The following is a 25,400-nucleotide window of genomic DNA, read 5'->3' on the forward strand; positions in this document are numbered from 1 at the left end:
CTGCCCGTGCGGGAGGTCGCTCCTCCGCGTGCTGCCGAGTTGCCCGGATCGCGTACCGGTGGTTGAGTCCGTGCTCGGGGTTGTTCCTTCTCCGGACACCGCTTTTCCCGGACACCGTCTTCTCGTGGCCGGGCGGTTGCCTTGGGACGGCGCCGGAGCGCACGAGGAGTTGACCGGTTCATGGAATCGACCGCCGACGGTTCGCCCGAGCGTTTCGCCCGCGACTCCGTGCGCTCGTCGCCTCCGGCCACCGGCACGACCGGTTCCTCGTCCTTTCGCGGTGCCGCGGCGCGAACGCTCTCGCTCGACCGGAACTGGTTGTTCGGCGGTCCGCTGCCCACCGACTCCGCGCGGCGGGGGCTCGACGGTGTCGGTCTCGATCGTGTGACGTTGCCGCACACGGTGACCGATTTGTCGTGGCGGCAGTGGGACCCGGGCGACTGGGAGCACCGGTGGGGCTATCGCCGGGAGTTCGACCTGCCGAGCGGCCACGCCGGTCTGCGCTGGTTCCTCGACTTCGGTGCCGCGCTCACCGGTGCCACCGTGCTGCTCAACGGGCACACCGTGGGTGAGCATCTCGGCGGGTACCTGCCGTTCGGTTCCGAGGTCACCGAGCGGCTCCGGGAACGTGGCAACACGCTGACCGTGCTGCTGGACGCGCGCTTCCACCTCAACGTGCCGCCGAACCGGCCGGAACCCTCCGTCCCGAACACCTCGGTGGACTTCTGGCAGCCCGGTGGGCTCTACCGGGGGGTGAGTCTGCACGGCGTTCCGGAGGTCTTCGTCGCCGACGTCTTCGCCAGACCGGTCGACGTCCTCGACTCCGGTCGGCGGGTCGACGTGCGGTGCACGCTCGACGCGGCACGGGTACCCGGCCACCGGGCGTGGCTGCGCGTCGTACTGCGTGACGGATCCCGCGTCCTCGCGGAAAGCGCGGAGCCGGTACGGATCGACGAACCGGGGCGTGTCACCACGGACCTGGTGCTGGAAAACCCGGGGAACGTCGAACTCTGGTCCCCCGACGACCCGCGGCGCTACGACGTCGTCACCACGCTGTTCACGGCCGGGTACGCGGTACACGAGCACCGCGTTCGAATCGGTTTCCGGGACGCCCGCTTCACCGCGGAGGGGTTCTTCCTCAACGGTGAACGACTCCGGCTCTTCGGGCTCAACCGACACCAGTTCTTCCCGTTCGCCGGTGCCGCGATGTCGGCTCGCGTGCAACGTCGTGACGCCGAGATCCTGCGCGCGGAGCTCAACTGCACCATGGTCCGGTGTTCGCACTACCCCCAGTCCGAGGCGTTCCTCGACGCCTGCGACGAGCTGGGACTCATGGTTTTCGAGGAGGCGGCCGGCTGGGGGCGCTACATCGGGGACGAGCAGTGGCGGGACTACGTCGTCCGCGACGTCGGCGAGATGGTGGTCCGCGACCGCAACCGCCCCTCGGTGGTCCTGTGGGGGTCCCGGCTCAACGAGAACCTCGACGACGTCGAGCTGTGGACGAGGACCCACGAGCTCGCGCACTCGCTGGACGGCACCCGTCCCACCACCGGCGCGATGATCGGCGGCTCGCACGACACCCCGAACTTCGTTCAGGACGTCTTCTCCTTCAACGACTACGGGGGGCGGGACGGGGTCCCCCTCCTGGCGCCGCCGCGGACCGACCGGCCCTACCTGGTTTCCGAGGCCGTCGGAACCCTGTCCGGTCCGGCGAAGTTCTACCGCAGGACCGATCCGGTCGCCGTCCAACAGGCGCAGGCGATCGCGCACGCCCAGGCTCATGAGCAGGCCGCGTCCGATTCCCGCTACTGCGGGCTGCTCGCCTGGTGCGGTTACGATTACCCCTCCGGCACCGGGAACCACTTCCGGGGCGTCAAGACGCCGGGTGTGCTCGACCTGTTCCGCGAGCCGAAGCCGGGAGCGGCCATCTACCGCTCGCAGGTGGACCCGCGGGTTCGCCCGGTGATCGAGCCCGCCTTCTACTGGGACTTCGGCCCGTCCGCACCGCCGAACGGCCCCGGCACGGCGATGATCTGCTCCAACTGCGACCGCCTCGAGCTCGCCGTGGGGGGCGAACCGTTCGCCACGGTGTTCCCGGACGGGAAGCGCTTCGGGAACCTTCCCTACCCGCCGTCCTTCGTCGAGCTGACCGTCGACCCCTCCGGGCCGCCCGAGCTGCGCGTCGACGGTTACCTCGGCGACCACCGCGTGCTGAGCCGCTCGTTCGCCGGGGATCCCTCCGGTGACGTGCTGGCGGTGCGTGCCGACGACGGCGAGTTGGTGGCCGACGGTGTCGACACCACGCGCGTGGTCTTTCGCGCCCTGGACCGCTACGGTGCTGCGCGCCCGTACGTCGGTGGTGAGGTGACGATTTCCGTCGACGGGCCGGGCACGCTCGTGGGCGAGAACCCGTTCGCGTTCGGTGACGCGGGCGCGGTCGGTGCGGTGTGGGTTCGTTCGCAGTACAACGCCCCTGGAAGCATCCGTGTCACCGTGCGGCATCCGAAGCTCGGTGTCGGTACGGCGACCCTCGCGACGCGAGCGGCTCCCCCGGCTCCGAAACAGCGGGTGCGTGGGGGATAGCCCCCAGGACGGGCACCCCCGGCAACCGGATACCGCCGCGACCTCCGGAGTGCCAGGCTGAGCATCGTGACCGCCGTGACCACTTCCGCGACACCCGGCTGGGCCGAGACGAACGGACGTGCCGGGTTCTTCCGGCGCATCCGCGGGGAGCTCCTGTACGCGGTGACGAGCTTACCGATCGTCATCGCGGGTTTCACCTACACCATCGTGACCGTGGGGGCGGGGATCGGTACGGGGCCGATCGGACTCGGTTTGCTGTTCCTGGCGACGATGGTGCCGGCAGCCAGGGGCTGGGCGGCTTTCGAGCGTGGTCGAGCAGCTCATCACCTGGGGCTGGAGGTCCGGGATCCCGGGCCGATGCGTCGTCGACCGGGGGCGTCCGGTTGGCTGCGGTCCGGGCTCGGTGACGTCGTCGGCTGGCGGGCGCTGCTGTACCTGTTCCTGAGGTTGCCCACGGCGATCCTGTCGTTCGTCTTCGCGATCACGTGCTACGTCGGCGGCTTCGGTTCGCTGCTCTACCCCCTCTGGTTCCGCACGGCCGGTTCGTACGCGCACGCGGACGGCGTCACCCGTCCGCTGTTGGCCGTCGAGCTCTTTCCCGGGGTTTGGCTCGACACCGTTCCGAAGTCGCTGGTAGGAAGCGCTTCCGGACTGCTGCTGCTGATACTGGCACCGTGGGTGGTGCGCAGCGTGATCACCGTGGACCGGTTGCTGGTGTGGGGGCTGCTCGGTCCGACCGCGGCTTCCGAGCGGGTGGCCGACCTGGAGACGTCGCGTTCGCACGCGGTGGAGGACTCGGCGGTGACCCTGCGCCGCATCGAACGTGATCTGCACGACGGCGCGCAGGCGCGGTTGGTGACGGTGACGATGGACCTCGGTCAGGCGCGGGAGACGTTGCGCTCCCCGAACCCCTCCGAGGAGGCGGTCCGGCGAGCCGCCGAGACCGTGGACTACGCCCACCGCAACGCCAAGCAGGCCCTGGTCGAGCTGCGTGACCTCGCACGCGGAATACACCCGCCCGTGCTGGACAGCGGCCTCGAACCGGCACTGTCGAGCCTGGCCTCGGCCAGCGCGATCCCGGTGGATCTCCGGGTGGAGCTGCCCCGGCGGCCGGACCCGGCCATCGAGACCATCGGGTACTTCTGCGTGGCGGAGTTGCTGACGAACGTGGCCAAGCACAGCGCGGCCACGGCAGCGGTGGTGGAAGCCTCCAGCGATGGTCGACGCGTGCTGCTCCGGGTGCGCGACAACGGTACGGGTGGCGCCGTCCAGGAGGGGGACAGCGGTATCGCGGGATTGCTGGACCGGGTCCGTACCGTTGACGGGGAGCTGACCGTGGACAGCCCTCGGGGAGGCCCCACGGTGATCACGATCGACCTGCCCGTGCGGGCGTGAGCGGAGATACGATGCGCGTCCTGCTGGCCGAGGACTCGGTGGTGCTGCGGGAGGGACTCGCGAGACTGCTGGCCGCCAGGGGACACGAGGTGGTCGGTGAGGTCGGGGACGCGGAGATGGTGGCCGAAGCCGTCGACGCGCGACGTCCTGATGTCGTCGTCGCGGACGTTCGAATGCCACCCACGCACACCGATGACGGACTGCGTGCGGCTCGGCGGATCCGTGCTCAGCACCCGGAGATCGGCATTCTGGTGTTCTCGCAGTACGTGGAGACCCACTACGCCACCAAACTGCTGGCCGACGGGGCCGACGGTGTCGGCTACCTGCTCAAGGACCGCGTCAGCGAGGTCAGTGACTTCGTCGACGCGCTCGAGCAGGTGGTCGCGGGTGGCACGGTCCTCGACCCCGAGGTGGTGTCCCGGCTGATGGGCGGCACGGGGCCGTCCACTCTCGCCGCCCTGACACCGCGCGAGCGGGAGGTGCTGGCGCTGATGGCCGAGGGGAGGTCGAACACGGCCGTCTCCGCCGAGCTCGTCGTCACCGCCGGAGCGGTCGAGAAGTACGTGGCCGGTATCTTCGACAAGCTCGGGCTGCACTCGGACCAGGGCAGCAACCGCCGTGTGCTCGCCGTACTGCGTTACCTCCAGGGCTGCTGACAGCCCGCCGTTCCCGCCCCCATATCGTGATCGCGCGGGAACGGAAGGTGGGCTTTGAATCGTGAGCGGAGTCGATTACTACGAGTTGCTCGGGGTGCGTCCCGATGCCTCGATCGCGGAGATCAAGTCGGCGTATCGGTCGCTGGCCAGGGTCATGCATCCCGACGTGGGCGGTACCACCGGCACGTTCCGCGCACTGCGGGACGCCTACGAGACGTTGAGCGACCCCGAGCGGCGAGCCGAGTACGACGGCGAGACCGTCTCGGCGGCGCGGTCGGCGGCGCGGTCGGGGACCGTCTTCCGGCCTCGTCCCGAGCCGCGGCGGTGGTCCGAACAGCCCTTCGGGGAGGATCCCGACTTCGTCCCGGACACGCCGCGGCCGGACCCGGCCGATATCGACTGGTGGGAGACCGTCGACCCGGGTGAACGCGTCCGCTTCGTCCCCACGACCGGATACCCACGCGTACCGACGGTCGGCGTCCTGGGGGGGTGGCTGCTGCTGTTGCCGGTGGCGTTGATGACTTCGGTGTGGCCGTTGTTGCTGGTCCTGTGGTTGCTGCCGACGATGGTGGGAGTCGGAGTCGTCCGGTTCGCTCCGCACCTGCTGCCCGCCACCCCGACCGATCGGGCGTTCGTCGCGGAGTTCGGTGGTCGCACGGTGTTCGGGCGGCCCGGGACGATTCGTGGTGAGCGGGGCGAGCACCTCACGGCGGAACTGCTGGCCGAGTACCTGACCCGGTTGCCCGGTGCGCGCATCTTCCACGGTCTGTCCTGGCCGGACTCGGTGTTCGCGGACGTGGACCACGCCGTGCTGTGCGGGCACCGCCTCGTGCTGGTCGAGTCGAAGATGTGGTTGCCGGGGCACTACGCGGTCGACTCGACGGGAACGCTCTGGCGCGACGGGCGGCGCTTCCGGGGCGGGGGAACCCGGTTGGACGAGAGTGTCGCCGCGTACCGGCGTCTGCTGCCCGGACTCGACGTGGCGGGGGCGATGGTGCTTTACTCCAGCCGTGCGGGCGAGGTCAGCACGGAAGAGCCCGGGGACGTACCCGTCGCACCGATGACACCGGAGTCGTTCGTCTCCGAGATCGGCCGGTGGCTGGCCGAGGAACCGGCCATCGTCGACCGGGACGCCTTCCGCACCGTCCTCGCCCGGATCGTGTCCTGAGACCGCCCTCGAAACCGCGAAAACCTCAGCGGGGCCGCCCTGCCGCGCCCGGGCGGGTCTGCCACGGGTGCGGCCCGTCCGGTGGTCGGTACTCGACTCCGAGGGCGTCGAGTCGCGGCAGGTGGTGGGTGTTCAGCCGCCGTTCGAAGTCGGTGACGTCGCGGTGTGTCCGCTCGCTCCACATCACTTCGGCGAACGCGCAGAGCCTGGGGAAGGTGGCGTAGTCGACGCGGCGGGGTGAGTCCAGGTGCTCGGTCCACACCTGCGCCTGCGCGCCGAGCACGTGAGCGGCGGCTTCGTCCGAGAGCCCCGCGGGGACCGGCTCGTACTCGTACACGTCGGTCAGGGTGCGCAGGAACCCCACCGGGATCGGCTCGTCCGGGTGGTCGGACTGGCGGTGGTCGAGGTAGACGGACTGCTCCGGACACATCACCGCGTCGTGTCCCGCCCGGGCTGCTCGCTCGCCACCGCGCTCGCCCTGCCACGAGGCGACGATCGTGCCGGGTGGGAGGTGTCCCCCCGCGTCGAGGATCTCGTCCCAGCCCATCGCGCGCCTGCCTCGTGAGTGCAGGTGCTCGATGACCTGCCGCAGGAACCAGCCGTGGAGCGCGCGGGGTTCGTCGAGTCCGAGCTCGGCCGCCCTCCGCCGGGCGCGCGGGCTGTCCTCCCATTCGGTCGCGGGGACCTCGTCGCCCCCGACGCAGACCACCGGTGCGGGGAAGAGCTCCAGGATCCGGTCGAGGACCGCCAGGAAGAAGTCCACGGTGGCCGGTTCGGCGTTGAGGACGTGCTCGCTGACGCCCCAGCGGTCCCAGACCGGTAACCGCCGGTCCGGATGGTTTCCCAGCCAGGGGTAGGCCGCGATGGCGGCCTGGCTGTGCCCGGGCACGTCGACCTCCGGAACCACCGTGACGTGGTGCTCGGCCGCGTAGGACACGATCTCGGCGAGATCGGCTCCGGTGTAGTGGCCCCCGTGCGGCCGGTCGTCGTAGGTGTCGGTGGCTCCTCGTCCCACCATCGACCGGTGTCGCCAGCCCCCGACCTCGGTCAGCTTCGGGTACCTCGGAACCTCGACGCGCCACCCCTGGTCGTCGGTCAGGTGCAGGTGCAGGACGTTGAGCTTGTGCGCGGCGAGCAGGTCGACGAAGCGCAGCACCTCGCGTTTGGGCAGGAAGTGCCGCGCGACGTCGAGGTGACAGCCGCGCCAGGAAAAGCGCGGGTGATCGGTCACGGTTCCACGGGGAACCCACCACTCACCGGAGACGGGAGCCTGCCGCAGCGCGTCGGCGCCGAGCAGTTGGCGCAGGGTCTGCGCGGCGTAGTGCGCACCGGGCTCGTCGTGGGCCGTAACGGTGACACCGGACTCGGTGATCTCCATCCGGTAGCCCTCCGGACCCGGTACCGCCCCGGAGTCGATGCGGAACCCGACGTCGGGGGCGCGGTGGGGAGGCAGTGCCAGCCCGGTGGTCGTTCCGAGCCGGCGTCGCAGCCATTCGACCACCTTCGGCGGGCCGTCCATCGTGGTCCTCTCCCCGAGGGGGAACACCCCCGGCCGCGGCTCGACCGAGACCGGGCGGGGGAGCAGACCGTCCCATCGGGACGCTGCCGTGGAGGACATCCTCACCCCTTCACTGCACCGGCGATCCCCGAGATGAGATGCCGTTGCACGAGGACGAAAAAGACGAGCACCGGAATCGTCATCAGGGTCGATCCGGCCATGATGGCTCCCCAGTCGTTGCCGGTCGGTTTGAAGAACGTCAGGATGGCCAGCGGCAACGTCTGGTTCTGCGTGGCCGAGATGATGAAGGTCTTGGCGAACAGGAAGTCGTTCCAGGCGTGGATGAACGAGAGCACGCTCATCGCCACCAGCCCCGGCGCCACCAGCGGGAACAGCACCTGCCAGGTGAAGCGCACCCGGCCTGCGCCGTCGAGCGTGGCGGCCTCTTCCAGCTCCTCGGGCACTGCCGCGACGAACCCGCGCAGCATCCAGATCGCGAACGGCAGGCTGAAGGCCAGATGTACCAGCACCAGTGATCCCAGGTGGTTGAGGCCGAACTGGGGAACCGCCGAGCCGACCGAGCGCATCAGGAAGAACAGCGGAATCGTCAGGGCCTCGACCGGGACCATCTGCGCGATCAGGATCATGACCAGCAGGACCGTGCGTCCCCGGAAGCGGAACCGGGTCAGCGCCACCGCGGCCAGGAACGACACCAGCAGCGAGAGCAGTACGACGGCGGTGGCCACGACGACGCTGTTGAGGAAGTACCGCCCGAAGTCGTCGGCCGTGAACACCTGGCGAAAGTTCTCCAGCGTCGGCGTGCTCGTCCACGGTCGTGGATCGCTCGACTGGATCTGGCCCCGGGGCTTGAACGCGGTCAGCACCATCCAGTACAGCGGGAACGCCACCGCCGCCGCGACGAGCACGGTGGTGATCTCGGCCAGTGTCCGGCCGGGCCGCCGCAGGAAGCGTCGCGGCAGTCGGGTCGCCGGAATGCTCACGTTCGCTCCCCGGTAGCGCGTTGGGCACGGAGGTAGATCGCCGTGATGATCAGCAGCAGGATCGTCATGACCACCCCGATGGCCGAACCGAGCCCGTAGTTGGAGCCCGCGAACGCCTCCTGGTAGGCGTAGACGTTGAGGACCAGGTTCTGCCCGGCGATGCCTCCGCCGTCGGTCATCACGTAGATCTGGGTGAATATCTTGAAGTCCCAGATGATGGACTGAATGGTGGCGATGACCAGCAGTGGCCGCAGCATCGGCATGATCACCTCACGGGCCGTCCGCCACGTGGAGGCACCGTCCAGGGACGCCGCCTCCAGCACCTCGCCGGGGATCGCCTTGATGCCCGCGTACATCGTCACCAGCACGAACGGGAACGAGCACCAGATCACCTCGCCGGCGACCAGCCCGAAGGCGACGTAGCGGTCGTAGGTCCAGGAGAAGCCCTCGAAGCCGTGGAGGCCTATACCCACCAGCACCTCGTTGACCAGCCCGAAGTCCTGGTCGAACAGGAACAGCCACACCGTCGAACCCGCCACGGCCGGCGTCGCCCACGCCCCCAGCGCCGCGAGGAACAGCAGCATCCGGGGAAGCGTGCGCACCCGGCCGGCCAGCACCGCCAGGCCGATTCCCACGGCGAGGCTGCCGAGGACGCACACCCCGGCGAAGGCGCAGGTCTGGACCAGCACGGTCCAGAACCGGCCGTCACCGAGCAGGGTGGCGTAGTTGCCCCACCCCAGAAACTCCAGCGGCGCCCCGCCGCTGGCCTGCGCCTGACCGTAGTCGTACAGCGACAACTGCACGAGCTGGTACAGCGGATAGCCCATGACGCCGACGAGGACGAGCGCGGACGGAGCGAGGTAGAACAGCGCGCTGCGGCCGTCCCCGCGTCGCTTGCGGGTGGGTGGAGCGGTGTCGTCCGGTGCGGTGGGTTCGACGCCGACACGACGCGTGGTGGTGTCCGCGGTCATTCGTCAGTCCCCGAACGCCGCGTTCAGTTGTTCGGACGCCCGGCGGGTGGCCTCCTTCGGATCGGTTCCGGTCGCGATGCGCTGCACCATGGTCGGCAGGATCTCCTGGGCGTCGATCTCCGACCACGCCGGCGTGGCGGGGACGAAACGGGTACCGGACTGCAGGCTCCGGATGAACGGCTCGATCCACGGATCGTCGCCGGCCACCCGGCGCTGAACGTCGGTGAAGGTCGGCAGGTTGCCCATCGCCTCGTACATCTCGCGTTGGCGCTCCTTGCCCGCCAGCACCTTGATGAACTCGCGGGCGAGCGTGGAGTGGTCCGAGGAGTCCATGACGCCGAGCAGGTTGCCCCCGGCGAAGGCCGGGGCGGCGGAACCGGCCTCGTAGCCGGGCAGGGGGACCACGGCGTAGTCGTCACCGACCGGGCCCGCGTCGACGGCCGCGCGGTTGAAGTCCCCGCCGATGGTCATCGCCGCCTTGCCGCCGGCGAAGGCCTGCACGCTCTCCGTGCCGGTCATGCCCGCGCACTGCGCCGGTGGGCAGATGCCCGGGCTGATCAGCGAGGCGTAGGTGTTGACGCCCCTGCGGGCGGCTTCGCCGGTGAGGGCGGAGGTCCAGGAACCGTTGTCGCGGGTGGCGATGTCGCCACCGGCCGCCCAGACGAACGGCATCATCGCGTAGTGGTACTTGCCGCCGGCGGAGATGCCGTACAGGTCCGGGCGGGCCTGCCGGATCCTGCGAGCGGTGGTGACGAGCTCGTCGAGCGTGCGCGGGGGCTCCAGTCCGAGCTCGGTGAAGACGTCGGTGCGGTAGTACAGGGCGCGGATGCCGGTGAACCAGGGAACCCCGTGGACCTTGCCGTCGATCTTGGCGGTGTCCAGCACCGAGGGGGACAGGTCGTCCGCGGCCGGCCACCGTTCGAGCATCCCGGTGAGATCGGCGAATCCGTCCGCCGCGACGTAGCTGGCCAGATCGGTGTTGCCGAACTCGGCCACGTCGGGCGCGCTGGAGGGATCGTTGAAGGCGCCGGTGAACCGCTCCGATCGGCTGTCGACCGGAATGTAGCGCACGTCCACGGTGACGTCGGCGTGGGCGGCCTCGAACTGCCGCACCGCCTTGTTCACGACGGTTTCCTTGGGCTCTCGGTTGGCTTCGTCGAACAGCCACACCCGCAGGGTTCCGGTGCGTTTGTCCTGCTGCGGTCCGGTCCGGTCGACCTGGGGTGGCCCGCAGGCCGTCAACAGGACGGCCACCGTGGCGGCGGCGAGCGGTCTCCACGCCTTCATGACACCTCCGTTGCAAGCAGTGCAACGTGCGTTTTGTTGTGAGCAATTGAGTGGATGTTAGGTGGACCACTTCCGCGTCACAAGGTCTAAACCATTACGGACCGATTGCGAGGACGTTCACGACGGGAAAGCCACCATCGCGACACCGGGGACGTCGACGGGGAGTTCGGCTGGCCGCAGCGAACCGGTGACCGGATCCCGGGGTAGGGAAGTGACCGTGCCGGATCGCTGGTTGGCCACGTACAGGCGGTCCTGTTCCGGGGAGAGCGCGCAGTGCCGCGGCCAGGACCCTCCGGTGGGGACGGTCTCCAGCAGCTTCGGCGAATCCGTCCGGACGCCGATCCCCAGGGTCGCGATCGTGTCGTCACCCCGGTTGGTGGCGTAGGCGAAGCGCCCGTCGGAACTGATCACGATCTCGGCCGGGAAGTTCTCCCCGCCGGTGTGGTCGCCTCGCGTGTCGAGGACCTGTCCCGGCGTGAAAGTGCCGCTCGTGGAGTCCCACGAGAGCACGGTGACGGTGGAGGCGAGTTCGGCCAGCAGGTAGGCGTGCTCGCCGTCCGGGTGGAAGGCGAGGTGGCGCGGTCCGGTGCCGGTGGGCAGGTCGAGCCGCCGGTGTTCGGTGAGCTCTCCACCGCGCGTGTCCAGTGCGTAGGTGTAGACGGCATCCGCTCCGAGGTCGACGGCGACCACCCAGTTCCCGCTGGGATCGGTGAGCACCTGGTGGGCCTTGGCGGCGCGCGTGGTGCCGACGTGCCGGACGAGGTCGGTCGACGCTCCGACGCGGCCGTCGTCCTGGAGGCGGTGTACGACGATGCTGCCGTCGGTGTAGTTCGCGGTCAGCAGGAACCGGCCGTCGGGGTGCACGCTCAGATGCGTCGGTCCGCCCCCGCGGCTGGAACGCGTGTTGAGCACTTCGGGGGCGAAGGGGTCGGTGACATCCAGCGCGGTGACGGCGCCTTCGGGGGTGAGCTCGTTGGTGGTGTAGAGGATCCGGCGGGAGGGGGAGAAGTCCATCCAGGAGGCATCGGAGACACCGCCGAGGCGGGACACCGATGTCAGCTTCCCGGAGGCGGAGTGGTGCCGGGCGATGTCGAAGCCGTGTCCCGGCGGCGTCGTCCAGGTGAAGCTCCCGAGGTAGGCCGCTCGGTTGCACGCTCGTTCGCGTGGCAGGGACTGGGCCGTTCCCGGAACCAGCAGCGTCGAGGCTCCGGCCGCTGCCAGGGTCAGGAACCGTCGGCGCCGCATCTCGTGGTCGGACATGTCGCCTCCTCGTCGGTGGGATGCCGCTCAGTGTGCCGCGTCGGAGACGACTGGACTAGACCAAAATGGTCCAATGTCAGACGACGATGCTCAGCAGCACCGCCATGCCGAAACCGACCAGTGACAGGATGGTTTCGAGCACCGTCCAGGTCTTGAGGGTCTCGGCGACCGGGATCCCGAAGTAGCGGGAGATGATCCAGAAGCCTCCGTCGTTGACGTGCGAGGCGGTGATCGAACCTGCCGAGATCGCGACCGCGATCAGTGCCAGCTGCGGCTGCGAGTGGTCGGCTTCGGCCAACAGCGGCGCCAGGATGCCGCCGGTGGTCACGATCGCCACCGTGGCCGACCCCTGGGCCACCCGCAGGCCACTGCTGATCACGTAGGCCGAGACCAGCACCGGGAGCCCCGCCGCGCTCAGCGACCCCGCCAGCGCCTCTCCGACGCCGGTCTCCGAGAGCACCTCGCCGAAGAAACCACCCGCGCCGACGACCAGCAGGATCATGCCCAGGGGCCGCAGCGCCCGTCCGGTCAGAGCGGACAGGTCCGCACCGGTCATTCCCCGTCGTGTGCCCAGCAGCCAGAACGCGAGCAGCACGGCGAAGGTCAGTGCGACCACGGGGCTGCCCAGGAACGTCAGCACGTCCAGCAGCGCTCCCTCGGGCAGGGTGATGCTGCTGAACGTTCCGGCCAGGATGAGCACCAGGGGCAGGCCGATGATGAAGGCGATCGTGGCCAGCGCGGGTTCTCGCTCCGTCCGGGGCGGTTCGTCCCCCGAGACGATCATGTCCTCCGGGACCGGAACGTGGATCCTCCTGCCGATCCAGGAGGGGAACAGGACACCACCGACGGCGAAGGCGGGTACGCCGCAGGCCAGGCCCATAGCGATGAGCCATCCCAGATCGACGTCGAGCAGGCCCGCGACGACGACCGGACCCGGGTGCGGAGGCAGGAACGCGTGCGTCACCGACAGGCCGGCCGCAAGCGGCAGGCAGTACAGCAGGATGGAGCGCCCGCCCTGGCGCGCCGCGACGTAGACCAGCGGTGCCAGCACGAAGATGCCGATGTCGAAGAACACCGGGATGCCGAAGACGAAGCCGGACAGCCCCATCGCCAGGGGTGCGCGCTTTTCTCCGAACGCCGTGAGCAGTTTGCGGGTGATGAGATGGGCACCGCCGGAGTTCTCCAGCAGCGCCCCGAGCACGGTACCGAGCCCCACGATGGCCGTGATGTGCCCGAGAATGCTGCCGAAGCCGTCCTCGACCAGCGACTCGCCGCTGGACTGCGCACTGCCCACGATCTCCTCCGGGGACAGTCCCGCGGCCAGGGCGACGAGCAGGCCCGTGACCAGCAACGCGATGAACGGTTCGAGTCGCAGCCGCATGATCATGAACAGCAGCAGGGCGATGCCCGCCGCGCACAACGTGAGCAGCCCGGCGGTGTCGTGATGCAGCCAGTCGAGGAACCCGGACACAGGTCACCTCCAGGTGGTGTGGATGAGCCGGAACCGACTCACGGCTGGTGGCGGGGAAACGGGTCTGCTCAGGACTGCTTGCGCAGCGCGTGACCGGGGAGAGCGTCGTTGCGGTCGCCCTCGTCGACGACCGGAGTGCCGTTGACCAGGACGTACGGGATTCCCTCGGGCTGCCGACGCGGTTCGTCGAACGTCGCGGTGTCGGTGACGGCGTCGGGATCGAACAACATGAGGTCGGCGACGTTGCCCTCGCGGATCCGCCCCCGCTCGGGCAGTCCCAGGCGGTCGGCGGCGCGTCCGGTCATGTGCGCCACGCATTCTTCGAGACCGAGAACACCGAGTTCGCGCACGTAGTGCGCCAGATAACGCGGGAACGTGCCCCAGGCGCGGGGATGTGGGCGATCTCCGACGAGCAGTCCGTCGCTGCCGGCCGTGTGCACCCGGTGGCGCATGATGGCCCGCACGTTGTCCTCGTGCCCCACGTGCATCAGGCAGGAACTGCCGAGCCGTTCGGAGACGAGCACGTCGAGGTACAGCTCGGTGGGCTGCCGACCGGCCAGGCGGGCGGACTCGGCGACGCTGCGCCCGACCAGGTGCCCGTTGACCTCCGGCCGCTGGACGCCGTTGATCTCGATGGTCTCCCAGTCGACCGGAACACCGTGGCAGCCGTCGGAGCCCTCGTGCTCCATGACCTCGCGGACCCGTTCGCGCTGGGCCGGGTCACGAAGCCGTTCCAGCGTCGCCTCGACGCCCCCGGCGCCGGCCCAGCTCGGCAGCAGCGCGTGCAGCGCGGTGCATCCGGGCAGATAGGGGTACGAGTCGAGCGTGATGTCGGCCCCGGATTCCAGGGCCGCGTCCAGCATGGACAGGAACTCGTCCGCCCTGCCCTCGTTCACCCCGAAGTTCATCGTCGCGTGGGCCAGGTGCAGCGGACACCTCGATCGCGAGCTGACCTCGATCATCTCCGCGTACGCGTCCAGCGCTCCCGCGCCGTAACTGCGGTGGTGGGGGCTGTAGAACCCCCCGTGCTCTCCGGTGACCTCGCACAGCGCGGCCAGCTCACCGGTGGAGGCGTACATGCCCGGCGTGTAGGTCAGTCCCGAGGACATCCCGAACGCGCCCTCGCGCAGCGACCGGGCGAGCAGCTCGCGCATCCGGTCGATCTCCTCCCCGGTGGCCGGCCTGTCCTCGTGGCCGACGCACATCATGCGCAGCGTTCCCTGGGGGGCGAGGTAGGCGGCGTTGACCGCGATCCCGGAGTCGAGCCGGTCCAGGTACTCGGCCACGCCGCGCCAGTTCCAGTCGAACCCGGGCGGATCGCCGTTCCACCCGGCCAGTTGGGCGCGCAGGTTGGTCAGGGTCGCGTCGTCGACCGGGGCGTAGGACAGACCGTCCTGCCCGAGCACTTCCAGCGTCACCCCCTGCGAGACCTTGGCCGTGTGGTCGGGCTCGGCCAGTAGGCGCAGGTCGGAGTGGGAGTGCATGTCGATGAATCCGGGGGCGAGTACGAGATCGTGCGCGTCGATCGTGCGCCGGCCGGACAGCCGGTTCGGCCGGGCGATTTCGGTGATGCGCCCGTCGTCGACCCCGACGTCGGCCCGGTATTCGGGCGCCCCGGTTCCGTCCACGACGCGAGCTCCCCGGACCACGATGTCCATAGTGGATGCTCCTCGGTGCCTCTAGAAGAAGGTGCGGATGAGGTCGACCACCTCGTCGCCGGCCACGACCGGGATCAGAGTCCACTTGTCGAGCACGGTGCACGGGTGCGACAGCCCGGAGGCGATCCAGTCGCCGACCTCGATCGTCGAGTCGGCGGGCAGGGACAGGAAGGCGTGCTGATCGGCCAGCGAGGTGATCCGGCCCTCGGCGAGTTCGCGGGTGTTCCCGCGCCGGTCGCGGTGGATCCGGGGTTCGGGCAGCTCCTGGTCGAAGGACACGTCGCGGCGCCCCATGGTCAGCAGCGCGAGCTCGGGTTCCGGGCGGGAGGTCACCTGCGACCAGACGCGCATCGCCGGTCGGAACGGTCGTTCCTCCCCGCTCAGCCGGTGTTTCCTGCCGAACGGCGACATCGTGCGGTACAGGCCGTCGTCGTGGGTCACGTACGCGCCGCTGCGGAGTACCGGGACCACCGGAAGCTCGGTCGGCCACGGTGCCGTCAGCGCCTCGGTCACCTGGTCGAAGTAGGAGCTGCCGCCGGCGGTGACGATCACTTCGTCCAGTCCCCGGAAGTGTCCGGCCTCGGCCAGCGCCCCCACGAGTTCCCGCAGCCGTGCCATGTAGGTGTCCACGGTCGAGACGTCCCGCTCGCTGAGGTCGTGCGACATCGCGCCTTCGTACCCACCGACGCCGGTCAGGCGCAGCACCGGACTGTCGGCCACCGCTTGCGCGACCTCCAGCGCCTGCCGCGGATCGCGGGCGCCGGTGCGGCCGTGCTCACCCCCGAGCTCGACCAGGACGTCGACCGGTCGGGAGAGTGCGCAGGGGGCCAGGGCCTCGGTCATCGCCCGCACGCCCTGGACCGAATCGACCCAGCAGCTGAACGAGAACTCCGGATCCCGTTCCAGCTCGGCGGCCAGCCAGGCCAACCCGTTCGGGTCGACGAGCTGATTGGCCAGCAGGACGCGGCTCACGCCGAAGGCGCGATAGACGCGAAGCTGACTCAGGTTCGCTGCCGTTATGGCCCGGCAACCGTGATCGAGCTGCCGTCGGAACAGCTGCGGCGCCATCGTGGTCTTGCCGTGGGGTGCCAGCAGGACCCCCTGCTGTGCGCACCACTCGGACATCGTCCGCAGGTTGTGTTCCAGAGCGTCGTGGTCGAGCACCAGCAACGGTCCGACGAATCCCGCCTCGAACAGTTTCGGTCGCCCGGCGAGGAACTCGCCGACCGTACGACCGAAAGATTCGCCGGGCATGCCCTTGAAGCGCCAGTCGATGCGCTCGTCGTACAGTTCCTCGACCGCTGTCCGGTCCATGCTCGCCGCCCGCACTGACCCTCCCAATGTTGCATATGTTGCAATGCAGGTTGCGTATATTGCTAAGTTGATGTTTAGCATTCGACCAACGGGGCGTCAATCGGGACGCCGATGGAGGGACGATGGAAACTGATCGGTTCGGTGGGACGGACGGGAACGCGGAACCGCACGAGGCGGTGTGCCTCGGTGAGTCGATGGTGCTGTTCGTGCCTTCCGGCGACGGTCCGGCCCACGAGGTCGACACCTGGCACCGCACGATCGGGGGTGCCGAGTCCAACGTGGCCTGTCACCTGGCCGAGGGCGGAATGCGGGCCCGCTGGGTGAGCGCGCTCGGCGCCGACCCCTTCGGCAGCGTCGTGCTGGACCGGCTGGGACGCTTCGGGATCGAGCTCGAGGACGTCCGGATCGACCGGCGCCGTTCGACAGGGGTGTACTTCAAAGCACCGGGCCACACCGGCAGTCGGGTGTGGTACAACCGCACCGATTCGGCGGCCGCCGCGATGGGACCGGAGCTGCTCGGGGCCCTGGACCTGGAACGAACGCGACTGCTGCACCTGACCGGTATCACCCCGGCGCTGTCGTCGTCCTGCCGCGAACTCGTGGACGCCGCGCTCGACCTCCCGCGTGGCGACATGCTCGTCTCGCTGGACGTGAACTGGCGGTCGTTGCTGTGGAGCGCACGCGGGGCCGAGGGGGTCGACGACCCCGCCGAACTGCTGCGCGCCTTCGCCGACCGCGCCGATGTGGTGCTGGTGGGTGACGACGAGGCCGCCGAGGTCTGGGGCAGCCGGTCCGTCTCCGAGATCCGCGAGCTGCTGCCGCACCCGCGCTCACTGGTGATCAAGCACGGCGCCACCGGAGCCACCCTCGTCGAGGACGGTACCGAGCTGTTCGAACCCGCGCTGCGCGTGGACGTGGTGGAACCGGTCGGCGCGGGAGACGCCTTCGCCGCGGGGGTGCTCGCCTCCACCCTGGCCGGAAACGGGCCGCGACACCGGCTGCGCTCGGGTCATCTGAAGGCGGCCGCCGTACTGTGCACCACCGACGACGTGGGCCCCCCGCTACCGGAGGCGGACGTGTCCCGGATGCTGCTCGCAGACGAGCGGGAGTGGTCGTCGGTCACGATCCGCGAGGGCAGAGTGATCGGATGAGTCAGAGTCTGGAGCGGGGACTGGCGGTGCTCACCCGGTTGGCGACGGACGGTTCCCAGACCCTGGAGCAGGTGGCCGAGTCGTTGGGCGTGCACAAGTCCACCGCGATGCGGCTGCTGCGGTCGCTGGAGGCGAACCACTTCGTGCGCCGCGAGGACGTGAGCCACTACCGGCTCGGCAGCGCGCTGTTCGACCTCGCCCACCGTGCCCTGGAGGACCTCGACGTGCGCGGTGCCGCCCGCGAGCACCTGGTGGAGTTGGGGGAGCGGACGGGCCACACCATTCATCTGGCCACGTTCGAGGAGGATCAGGCCGTCTACGTCGACAAGGTCGACAGCCGCCACTCCGTACGCATGTACTCCCGGGTCGGCAAGCGCGCGCCGATGCACTGCACCGCCGTCGGCAAGGTGCTGGTCGCCGAGTGGCCCGCACGACAACGTCGGGAACTCGCGCGGAGACTGAGCTACCCCGTCCTCACCGAGAGCACGATCACCACCCCCGAAGCGTTCCTCGCGGAACTGGACCGGGTCCGCGAGCAGGGGTACGCCGTGGACCACGGCGAACACGAGGACTTCATTCACTGCATCGGGGCACCCGTGCACGGAGCACGCGGCGAAGTGGTCGCCGCGATATCGCTGTCGGTGCCCAAGGTGCTGCTCGACCTCGACGGGCTGATGGCGCTCGTCGACGACCTCCTGGGCACGGCCCGGCGGGTGTCGGCCGAGCTCGATTGGCCGGACACGCAGCGAGTTTCGTCAACGGAAGGAAAGATCGATGACCAGGACCGTGATCAGCACCGGTGATGCACCCGCACCGGCGGCGGGCGTTCCGCTGTCGCAGGCGGTGCGCAAGGGCAACATCCTTCAGGTGTCGGGCCAGACCCCGGTGAATCCGGAGACCGGGAAACTGGCGGAGGGCGGTGTCGTCGAGCAGACCGAGCAGTCGCTTCGCAACGTCATCGCGATCCTGGAGGCGGGAGGAGCGTCGTTGCGGGACGTGCTGATGCTGCGCGTCTACCTGACCGACGTCGCGCACTTCACCGAGATGAACGAGACCTACGCTCGCGTCGTCGGCGAGCCCTTCCCCGCCCGCACCACGGTCTACGTCGGCCTGCCCGGGGAGATGCTCGTCGAGATCGACGCCCTGGCCGTGGTGGATTAGGACTGCCACCGCACTCGTGGCCGTCACGTCGTGGCGGCCACGAGTGCGGAATCCGCCGTACGGAGCCAGCTGTACGGGACCGGCGAGGTCAGTGCACCGGGCCGGTGTAGCGCTCGCCGGGGCCCTGGCCGGGGGGGTCCGGCTCGGTCGAGGCCTCCCGGAAGGAGCGCTGCAGGGTCTGCAGGCCGTCCCGCACCGACGCGGCGTGGGGGCCGAGGTACTCCACCGACGAGGTGACCAGACCGGCCAGGGCCGTGATCAGCCGGCGTGCCTCGTCGAGGTCGCGAGTCGGCGCGTTGTCGGGATCCTCCTCGGCCAGTCCCAGCTTCTCGGCCGCGGCGGACATGAGCATCACGGCGGCTCGGCTGATGACCTCGACGCTGGGAACAGCAGCGAGCTCGCGAACGTTGTGCTCGGTGTCTGCGTCGTGAACTCGCTCCTCGTCCGAGGGTTCCTCGGGAGGAAGGGACGCGGTTGGCTGGGACTCACTCACGCCTGTTACGATCCCATGCATAACCAGCCCCTGCTGAGTCGGGGGTGGCTAAGTGGAGCCCCGCTCCCACCCGTGTGGCCGTTTTCGAAGGCTTCCGGGTCCGGTGCATCGACGATGTTTCGTCGGTGAACGAGGCGGTACGTGGTACCGGTTCGATCGGTCGGAGTAAGCTCTCGTGGTCCGGTGAAACCGGATGCACGAGATGCTGGCATGTCCGGGGGCGAGCTTCACGCACGCAGGCCAGCATGACACGCCATCGAACCGAGGAGGCCTCATCAGCTCCGAGACGCGCATTAACGACCGCATCCGAGTGCCCGAGGTCCGGCTGGTCGGACCTAACGGTGAACAGGTCGGGATTGTTCGTATCGAAGACGCGCTCCGACTTGCGCAGGAATCGGATCTGGACCTTGTCGAGGTCGCTCCGCAGGCGAAACCGCCGGTCTGCAAGCTCATGGACTACGGCAAGTACAAGTACGAGAGCGCGCAAAAGGCTCGTGAGTCGCGCCGTAACCAGCAGCAGACCGTCATCAAGGAGCAAAAACTCCGGCCTAAGATTGACCCGCACGACTACGAGACGAAGAAGGGCCACGTGTCCCGCTTCCTCGGTCAGGGCCACAAGGTCAAGGTGACGATCATGTTCCGCGGTCGTGAGCAGTCGCGTCCCGAGCTGGGCTTTCGACTGTTGCAGCGGTTGGCCGAGGATGTCTCCGAGAGGGGATTCATCGAGTCGAACCCGAAGCAGGACGGCCGAAACATGATCATGGTGCTTGCGCCGCACAAGACCGGTAAGGGCAGCAAGAGCAAGGCGAACGCGTCGTAACACCCGCCCGTGCTCGTCGGACGGGTGAGTGATCGGCGTTTCCGCCCTCGGCGGCGGCTTCGCCCGAAGTGAAGGCCGGGCGGGGATGCCTTGCGGGCGTCCCTCCCGGCATTCGTACGAAACGAGGACGACAAACATGCCGAAGAACAAGACGCACAGCGGTACTGCCAAGCGGTTCAAGGTGACCGGCAAGGGCAAGCTGCGCCGCGAGCGTGCGGGTCACCGCCACATCCTCGAGAAGAAGTCGAGCAAGCTCAAGCGCCGCTTGGAGGGCTCCACGAACGTGGACCGCAGCGACGTCAGGAAGGTCAACAAGCTGCTGGGACGCTGATCGGAGGGATCTCCTCTTCGATGTGTGAGCGGTGCGCCGCTTTCACCAGCGACTTGCAGGCTTATTCGCCCGGGCGGACCACCGCCCCCGATTAGTTCGACAGGACGGACCCGTGGCACGCGTCAAGCGGGCAGTAAACGCCCAGAAGAAACGCAGGAAGATCCTCGAATCCGCCAAGGGGTACCGCGGGCAGCGCTCCCGGCTGTACCGCAAGGCGAAGGAGCAAATGCTCCATTCGCAGACCTACAACTACCGGGACAGGCGCGCCCGCAAGGGTGAGTTCCGGAAGCTGTGGATCACCCGTATCAACGCCGCCGCGCGGCAGAACGGGATGAGCTACAACGCCTTCGTCCAGGGCTTGAAGGCGGCCGAGGTCGAGGTCGACCGCAAGATGCTCGCCGAGCTGGCGGTCAACGACCCGAACGCGTTCACCGCGCTGACCGACGTCGCGCGGCAGAACCTGCCCGAAGGTGCGGCCTGATTTCTTCGCGCACCGAGCCGGCACGGCGACCCGGGATCGAGCGAACTCCGCTGACGGAGCGTTCGTCCCGGGTCGTCACCGCTCGCAAGCTCACCCGCCGAGCGGGTCGTGAGCGCGCGGGTGCGTTCCTGGCGGAGGGAGCGCAGGCCGTGCGTGAGGCGGTGACGGCTCAGCTCGGTGGTACGGCACGGTTGCGGGACGTCTTCGCCACCGAGGACGCCCTCACCCGGCATCCCGACGTGTGGGAAGCCGTCGATGCGGCCGGGATTCCGCTGCACCCCGTGACTTCCCGCGCGGCGGCTTCGTTGTCGGAGACCGTGACGCCGCAGGGGCTGGTGGCCGTGTGCGACCTGCCCGGCCGGGACGTCGACGAAGTACTGGCCGATCGCCCGCGACTGGTGGCGGTGCTGGTCGACGTGGCCGATCCCGGAAACGCCGGGACCGCGGTCCGGGTGGCCGACGCGGCCGGTTGCGCGGCCGTGTTGTTCGCCGGCGACACGGTCGATCCTTACAACGGCAAGGCCGTCCGTGCCTCCACCGGCAGTCTCTTCCACCTGCCGCTGGCTCGTCAGCGGGACGTTCCGTCGGTGCTGCGCTCCTGCCGCGAGGCGGGACTGAGGCCGGTTGGGGCCGACGGGGCGGCCGTGGAGGACCTCGACGCCGCCGATCTGCGGGGAGCCCTGGCCGAGCCCACGGCGTGGGTGTTCGGTAGCGAGGCGCACGGGTTGGGACGGCAAGTCGTCGAAGAACTGGACACCACCCTGCGGGTACCGTTGTATGGACAGGCGGAGAGCCTGAACCTGGCGACGGCCACCGCGGTGTGTCTCTACGCCTCCGCCAGAGCCCAGCGCCGTGCTCGCTGAGGAAAACCCAGCACGGTCATAGCGTGGGAGGTCTCACAGCGCATTGCGCCGCAAAGCAGACTGGGCCGATCGCTTAGACTCGAAGGCTGACCAACGCGGTGTGAGTCCGCATGTTCACGAGCAGGTCCGTTTCGGCGGGCCGTGGGATCACGGGAGTTACGACTGACGATGTCCGCAGCCAACGACTCGTACGACCCGAAAGAGGTCGTCGCGCTCGCCCCGGAGACGCTTGAGCGCGCGGTCGCCGAAGCCCGCAAGGCCTTCGAGGAGGCTGCCGACCTCGACGAGTTGGCCGCGGCCAAGCCCGCTCACCTCGGAGAGCGCTCTCCACTGCTGATAGCTCGCCGCGAGATCGGTTCGCTGCCGCCGAAGGCCCGGTCCGACGCGGGCAAGCGCGTCAACGAAGCCCACTCGGCGATCCAGAGCGCCTTCGACGAGCGCCGCGAGCAGTTGCAGGCCGAACGTGACGAGCGTGTCCTCCGCGAGGAGGCCGTGGACGTCACGCTGCCGTGGGACCGCGTCCCCACCGGTGCCCGGCACCCCATCACCCAGCTCGTCGAACGGGTCTCCGACGGCTTCGTGGCGATGGGCTGGGAGGTCGCCGAGGGGCCCGAGCTGGAGACCGAGTGGTTCAACTTCGACGCGTTGAACTTCGGCAAGGACCACCCCGCGCGCACGATGCAGGACACCTTCCACATCGCCCCGCAGGACTCCGGACTGGTCCTGCGGACCCAGACCTCCCCGGTTCAGGTCCGTGCGCTGCTGGAGCGTGAGCTGCCGGTCTACGTCGTCTCGCCCGGCCGGACTTTCCGCACCGACGAGCTGGACTCGACCCACACGCCGGTGTTCCACCAGGTCGAGGGGTTGGCCGTGGACAAGGGGCTGACCATGGCGCACCTGAAGGGCACGTTGGACGCTTTCGCGCGCCTGATGTTCGGTGCGGATTCGGTGACCCGGCTGCGCCCCTCGTTCTTCCCGTTCACCGAGCCCTCCGCCGAGATGGACGTGTGGTTCCCGGAGAAGAAGGGCGGCGCGGACTGGGTCGAGTGGGGCGGCTGCGGCATGGTCAACCCCAACGTCCTGCGGGCCTGCGGAGTGGACCCCGAGACGTACTCGGGATTCGCCTTCGGCATGGGGCTGGAGCGAACCCTGCAGTTCCGCAACGGCATCCCCGACATGCGGGACATGGTCGAGGGGGACGTCCGGTTCACCCGGGCGTTCGGGGTCGAGTCCTGACCCGCCGGTCGTATCCGGCCTTGTTTCCTGACCCATCGAGAAGAAGGGCGACGACCAGTGCGGATTCCGGTTTCCTGGTTGGCCGAACACCTTGAGCTGCCCGAGGACACGAGTGCGTCGACGTTGGCGGAGGCATTCGTCCGGATCGGGCTGGAGGTCGAGGAGGTCACCCCGTTGGCCTCGGTCGACGGGCCGCTGGTCGTCGGCCGCGTGGCCGAGATCGAGGAGCTCACCGAGTTCAAGAAGCCCGTCCGGTTCTGCCGCGTCGAGGTCGGCGAGGAGGAGTCGGGCGAGCAGCGGACTCAGGGCATCATCTGCGGCGCCACGAACTTCAGCGAGGGCGCCCTGGTGGTGCTCGCCCTGCCGGGCACGGTGCTGCCCGGTGGTTTCGAGATCAGCTCCCGCAAGACCTACGGGCGCACCAGCGAGGGCATGATCTGCTCGAGCAAGGAGCTGGGAATCGGCGAGGACCTCGACGGCATCCTCGTGCTGCCGCCGGGATCGGCCGATCCCGGCGAGGACGCGATCGACCTCGTCGGACTCGACGACACGATCATCGAGCTGTCGATCACACCGGACCGCGGGTACTGCTTCTCGGTGCGCGGCCTGGCTCGTGAGCTGTCGAACGCGCTGAACGTGCCGTTCGGTGATCCCGCCACGCGCGCAGTGCCCGAAGAGCAGCAGCCGTCCCGGCCGGTGGAGATCCAGGACTCGACCGCCTGCGACAGGTTCGTCTTCCGCCGCGTCACCGGGGTGGACCCGACGGTGTCGACGCCGTGGTGGATCCGGCGCCGGCTGGCGTTGGCCGGTATCCGGTCGATTTCGCTGGCCGTGGACGTGACGAACTACGTGATGCTCGAACTGGGGCAGCCACTGCACTCCTGGGACGCCACGAAGCTCACCGGAACCGTGGTGGTCCGCCGCGCCACCGACGACGAGAAGCTGACCACCCTCGACGGCGTCGAGCGGTCCCTGGCCTCCGACGACATCGTGATCTGCGACGACTCCGGCCCGGTGTCACTGGCCGGGGTGATGGGCGGTGCGAGCACCGAGATCGGTCCGGACTCGCACGATGTGCTGCTGGAGGCGGCGCACTGGGATCCGGCCTCCATCGCCCGCATGATCCGCAGGCACAAGCTGCCCAGCGAGGCGGGCAGGCGCTTCGAGCGCTCGGTGGACCCCGCGTTGGGGCCGGTGGCCGCGGAAATGGCCGCTCAGCTGCTCGTTCGCTACGGCGACGGCAGTGTCGAAACGGGCCGTACCGACGTCGGTGAGCCCATCGCGCCTGAGCCGGTGACGATGCCGCTGGCCCTGCCGGACCGGGTTGCCGGGGTCTCCTACGAGCGCGGCGTGACCGCCAAGCGCCTGAGCCAGATCGGTTGCCGGATCGAGGTGAGCACCTCCGACGAGGGAGTCGGTCTGGTGACCGCGACCCCGCCGAGTTGGCGTCCCGACCTGATCCAGTCCGCCGATCTGGTGGAGGAAGTACTGCGGCTGGAGGGCTATCACACGATTCCCTCGGTGCTGCCGCACGCTCCGGCCGGTCGCGGTCTGGACGAGTCGCAACAGCGCCGTCGGTCCGTTTCGCGCGCGCTGGCCCACGACGGGTACGTGGAGGTACTGCCGTTCCCGTTCACCGGGCAGGACGTGTTCGACAAGCTCGGCCTGGACTCCGACGACTCGCGCCGCAGGACGTTGACGGCGCTGAACGCGCTGGAAACCGAGCGTTCGGAACTGAGCACCACCCTGATCCCGGGGTTGCTGGAATCGCTGCAGCGCAATGTGTCCCGCGGACACCGGGACCTGGCGTTGTTCCACATCGGGCAGGTCGTCCAGCCGGACGAGAAGCCGGAGGCGGTGCCCGAGCTCGGCGTGTCCGGCAGGCCCGCCGACGAGGAACTCGCCGCCATGCGTGCGGCCCTGCCGGCACAGCCGACCCATGTCGGTGCGGTGCTGGCCGGGAACCGGGAGCGCGCCGGATGGTGGGGCAAGGGGCGTCAGGCCGGCTGGGAGGACTCCGTGCAGGCCGCCAGGACCGTGGCCGAGGCGGCGGGCGTGGAACTCACCGTCACCGCCGGGGACCTCGCTCCGTGGCATCCGGGGCGTTGTGCGGAGTTCAAGGTGGGTGACACGGTCGTCGGCCACGCCGGGGAACTGCATCCCAAGGTCGTCGAGGCGATGGAACTGCCCAAGCGGACCTGCGCCGTGGAGCTGGACCTGGACGCGCTCCCGCTGGTCGAGAAGCTTCCGGCTCCGCACATCTCGGCGTATCCGCCGGTCCTGCTCGACGTGGCGCTGGTGGTCGACGCCTCGACGCCCACCGCCGAGGTGACCGAGGCCCTGCGCTCCGGTGGTGGTGAGCTGTTGGAGGACGTCCACCTGTTCGACGTCTACTCCGGCGAGCAGATCGGGGAGGGCAAGAAGTCCCTCGCCTTCGCCCTGCGCTTCCGCGCGCCCGACCGGACGCTGAAGCAGGGAGAGGCCATCGAGGCCCGTGACACGGCGGTCGCCGCCGCCGAGGAGCACTGCGGAGCCACTCTGCGCTCCTGAGTTTCGGATTCACGGAGGGAACCCCGTCCATCCCACGGGGCGGGGGCGGGCG

General features: G+C 69.2%; 22 protein-coding genes. 13 read left to right on the top strand and 9 right to left on the bottom strand.

Going from position 1 to position 25,400, the window contains the following annotated elements; all coding sequences use genetic code 11:
- Positions 1 to 180: 180 nt before the first annotated feature.
- The 4 genes from FHX42_RS16435 (at position 181) to FHX42_RS16450 (ending at position 5,802) form a co-directional block, all read left to right on the top strand.
- The gene (locus FHX42_RS16435; protein WP_182545252.1) at positions 181 to 2,583 is read left to right on the top strand and encodes a glycoside hydrolase family 2 protein; all 2,403 of its coding nucleotides are present in this window, start codon (positions 181 to 183) and stop codon (positions 2,581 to 2,583) included.
- A gap of 75 nt (positions 2,584 to 2,658) precedes the next feature.
- A complete protein-coding gene (locus tag FHX42_RS16440; RefSeq protein ID WP_182545253.1) occupies positions 2,659 to 3,978 on the top strand; it encodes a sensor histidine kinase in 1,320 nt (439 codons plus the stop codon).
- 11 nt (positions 3,979 to 3,989) lie between these two features.
- On the top strand, positions 3,990 to 4,634 hold the full coding sequence (locus FHX42_RS16445; RefSeq protein ID WP_182545339.1) for a response regulator: 645 nt from the start codon (positions 3,990 to 3,992) through the stop codon (positions 4,632 to 4,634).
- A 61-nt stretch (positions 4,635 to 4,695) separates the two neighbouring features.
- Entirely contained in the window at positions 4,696 to 5,802 is a 1,107-nt protein-coding gene (locus FHX42_RS16450) for a J domain-containing protein (protein ID WP_182545254.1), read from the top strand.
- 25 nt (positions 5,803 to 5,827) lie between these two features.
- Here the strand turns inward: FHX42_RS16450 and FHX42_RS16455 are convergent, their stop codons facing one another.
- The 8 genes from FHX42_RS16455 to FHX42_RS16490 form a co-directional block, all read right to left on the bottom strand.
- On the bottom strand, positions 5,828 to 7,420 hold the full coding sequence (locus FHX42_RS16455) for a beta-N-acetylhexosaminidase (protein ID WP_182545255.1): 1,593 nt from the start codon (positions 7,418 to 7,420) through the stop codon (positions 5,828 to 5,830).
- Positions 7,421 to 7,422: 2 nt separating this feature from the next.
- A complete protein-coding gene (locus FHX42_RS16460; protein ID WP_182545340.1) occupies positions 7,423 to 8,265 on the bottom strand; it encodes a carbohydrate ABC transporter permease in 843 nt (280 codons plus the stop codon).
- A 32-nt stretch (positions 8,266 to 8,297) separates the two neighbouring features.
- Positions 8,298 to 9,272 (bottom strand): carbohydrate ABC transporter permease, encoded by a 975-nt coding sequence (locus FHX42_RS16465; protein ID WP_182545256.1) that lies wholly within the window; start codon positions 9,270 to 9,272, stop codon positions 8,298 to 8,300.
- 3 nt (positions 9,273 to 9,275) lie between these two features.
- The gene (locus tag FHX42_RS16470) at positions 9,276 to 10,559 is read right to left on the bottom strand and encodes an extracellular solute-binding protein (RefSeq protein ID WP_182545257.1); all 1,284 of its coding nucleotides are present in this window, start codon (positions 10,557 to 10,559) and stop codon (positions 9,276 to 9,278) included.
- Between the two features lie 117 nt (positions 10,560 to 10,676).
- Positions 10,677 to 11,819, bottom strand: coding sequence for a lactonase family protein (locus tag FHX42_RS16475; protein WP_182545258.1), 1,143 nt, complete (start codon positions 11,817 to 11,819; stop codon positions 10,677 to 10,679).
- 76 nt (positions 11,820 to 11,895) lie between these two features.
- Positions 11,896 to 13,290 (bottom strand): GntP family permease, encoded by a 1,395-nt coding sequence (locus tag FHX42_RS16480; protein ID WP_182545259.1) that lies wholly within the window; start codon positions 13,288 to 13,290, stop codon positions 11,896 to 11,898.
- A gap of 68 nt (positions 13,291 to 13,358) precedes the next feature.
- Positions 13,359 to 14,948 carry an N-acyl-D-amino-acid deacylase family protein gene (locus FHX42_RS16485; RefSeq protein ID WP_182545260.1) on the bottom strand — a complete coding sequence of 530 codons (1,590 nt, stop codon included), beginning with the start codon at positions 14,946 to 14,948 and terminating at the stop codon, positions 13,359 to 13,361.
- Positions 14,949 to 14,969: 21 nt separating this feature from the next.
- The gene (locus FHX42_RS16490; RefSeq protein WP_182545341.1) at positions 14,970 to 16,262 is read right to left on the bottom strand and encodes an amino acid deaminase; all 1,293 of its coding nucleotides are present in this window, start codon (positions 16,260 to 16,262) and stop codon (positions 14,970 to 14,972) included.
- 122 nt (positions 16,263 to 16,384) lie between these two features.
- On the opposite strand from FHX42_RS16490, the gene FHX42_RS16495 reads away from it, so the two are divergent.
- From FHX42_RS16495 to FHX42_RS16505, 3 genes are read left to right on the top strand one after another with little or no spacing between them, the layout of a single operon-like run.
- Positions 16,385 to 17,413, top strand: coding sequence for a sugar kinase (locus tag FHX42_RS16495; protein WP_182545261.1), 1,029 nt, complete (start codon positions 16,385 to 16,387; stop codon positions 17,411 to 17,413).
- Entirely contained in the window at positions 17,410 to 18,216 is an 807-nt protein-coding gene (locus FHX42_RS16500; protein ID WP_182545262.1) for an IclR family transcriptional regulator, read from the top strand. The genes FHX42_RS16495 and FHX42_RS16500 overlap by 4 nt, the downstream gene beginning before the upstream one ends.
- Positions 18,188 to 18,574 carry a RidA family protein gene (locus FHX42_RS16505; RefSeq protein ID WP_182545263.1) on the top strand — a complete coding sequence of 129 codons (387 nt, stop codon included), beginning with the start codon at positions 18,188 to 18,190 and terminating at the stop codon, positions 18,572 to 18,574. The genes FHX42_RS16500 and FHX42_RS16505 overlap by 29 nt, the downstream gene beginning before the upstream one ends.
- An 88-nt stretch (positions 18,575 to 18,662) precedes the next feature.
- Here the strand turns inward: FHX42_RS16505 and FHX42_RS16510 are convergent, their stop codons facing one another.
- Positions 18,663 to 19,067 carry a DUF1844 domain-containing protein gene (locus FHX42_RS16510; RefSeq protein ID WP_182545264.1) on the bottom strand — a complete coding sequence of 135 codons (405 nt, stop codon included), beginning with the start codon at positions 19,065 to 19,067 and terminating at the stop codon, positions 18,663 to 18,665.
- A 202-nt stretch (positions 19,068 to 19,269) separates the two neighbouring features.
- On the opposite strand from FHX42_RS16510, the gene infC reads away from it, so the two are divergent.
- The 6 genes from infC (at position 19,270) to pheT (ending at position 25,348) form a co-directional block, all read left to right on the top strand.
- A complete protein-coding gene (gene infC, locus FHX42_RS16515) occupies positions 19,270 to 19,887 on the top strand; it encodes a translation initiation factor IF-3 (RefSeq protein WP_182545342.1) in 618 nt (205 codons plus the stop codon).
- Between the two features lie 136 nt (positions 19,888 to 20,023).
- Entirely contained in the window at positions 20,024 to 20,218 is a 195-nt protein-coding gene (rpmI, locus tag FHX42_RS16520) for a 50S ribosomal protein L35 (protein WP_182545265.1), read from the top strand.
- A gap of 112 nt (positions 20,219 to 20,330) precedes the next feature.
- The gene (rplT, locus tag FHX42_RS16525; protein WP_182545266.1) at positions 20,331 to 20,699 is read left to right on the top strand and encodes a 50S ribosomal protein L20; all 369 of its coding nucleotides are present in this window, start codon (positions 20,331 to 20,333) and stop codon (positions 20,697 to 20,699) included.
- Positions 20,699 to 21,562, top strand: coding sequence for a TrmH family RNA methyltransferase (locus FHX42_RS16530; protein ID WP_182545343.1), 864 nt, complete (start codon positions 20,699 to 20,701; stop codon positions 21,560 to 21,562). The genes rplT and FHX42_RS16530 overlap by 1 nt, the downstream gene beginning before the upstream one ends.
- 168 nt (positions 21,563 to 21,730) lie before the next feature.
- Complete coding sequence (gene pheS, locus FHX42_RS16535; RefSeq protein ID WP_182545267.1) at positions 21,731 to 22,798, top strand: phenylalanine--tRNA ligase subunit alpha; 1,068 nt, start codon at positions 21,731 to 21,733, stop codon at positions 22,796 to 22,798.
- A 57-nt stretch (positions 22,799 to 22,855) separates the two neighbouring features.
- Positions 22,856 to 25,348, top strand: coding sequence for a phenylalanine--tRNA ligase subunit beta (pheT, locus tag FHX42_RS16540; protein ID WP_182545268.1), 2,493 nt, complete (start codon positions 22,856 to 22,858; stop codon positions 25,346 to 25,348).
- Positions 25,349 to 25,400 lie beyond the last annotated feature (52 nt).

The sequence above is a fragment of the Halosaccharopolyspora lacisalsi genome (assembly GCF_014137975.1).
GTDB classification, from domain to species: domain Bacteria; phylum Actinomycetota; class Actinomycetes; order Mycobacteriales; family Pseudonocardiaceae; genus Halosaccharopolyspora; species Halosaccharopolyspora lacisalsi.

Coding starts and splice junctions, on each gene's coding strand:
- FHX42_RS16500 (WP_182545262.1), top strand. CDS start 17,410: ATGAGTCAGAGTCTGGAGCGGGGACTGGCGGTGCTCACCCGGTTGGCG.
- FHX42_RS16475 (WP_182545258.1), bottom strand. CDS start 11,819: ATGTCCGACCACGAGATGCGGCGCCGACGGTTCCTGACCCTGGCAGCG.
- pheS (WP_182545267.1), top strand. CDS start 21,731: ATGTCCGCAGCCAACGACTCGTACGACCCGAAAGAGGTCGTCGCGCTC.
- FHX42_RS16465 (WP_182545256.1), bottom strand. CDS start 9,272: ATGACCGCGGACACCACCACGCGTCGTGTCGGCGTCGAACCCACCGCA.
- FHX42_RS16445 (WP_182545339.1), top strand. CDS start 3,990: ATGCGCGTCCTGCTGGCCGAGGACTCGGTGGTGCTGCGGGAGGGACTC.
- FHX42_RS16485 (WP_182545260.1), bottom strand. CDS start 14,948: ATGGACATCGTGGTCCGGGGAGCTCGCGTCGTGGACGGAACCGGGGCG.
- FHX42_RS16470 (WP_182545257.1), bottom strand. CDS start 10,559: ATGAAGGCGTGGAGACCGCTCGCCGCCGCCACGGTGGCCGTCCTGTTG.
- FHX42_RS16505 (WP_182545263.1), top strand. CDS start 18,188: ATGACCAGGACCGTGATCAGCACCGGTGATGCACCCGCACCGGCGGCG.
- rpmI (WP_182545265.1), top strand. CDS start 20,024: ATGCCGAAGAACAAGACGCACAGCGGTACTGCCAAGCGGTTCAAGGTG.
- FHX42_RS16490 (WP_182545341.1), bottom strand. CDS start 16,262: ATGGACCGGACAGCGGTCGAGGAACTGTACGACGAGCGCATCGACTGG.
- FHX42_RS16435 (WP_182545252.1), top strand. CDS start 181: ATGGAATCGACCGCCGACGGTTCGCCCGAGCGTTTCGCCCGCGACTCC.
- FHX42_RS16455 (WP_182545255.1), bottom strand. CDS start 7,420: ATGTCCTCCACGGCAGCGTCCCGATGGGACGGTCTGCTCCCCCGCCCG.
- infC (WP_182545342.1), top strand. CDS start 19,270: ATGCTGGCATGTCCGGGGGCGAGCTTCACGCACGCAGGCCAGCATGAC.
- FHX42_RS16495 (WP_182545261.1), top strand. CDS start 16,385: ATGGAAACTGATCGGTTCGGTGGGACGGACGGGAACGCGGAACCGCAC.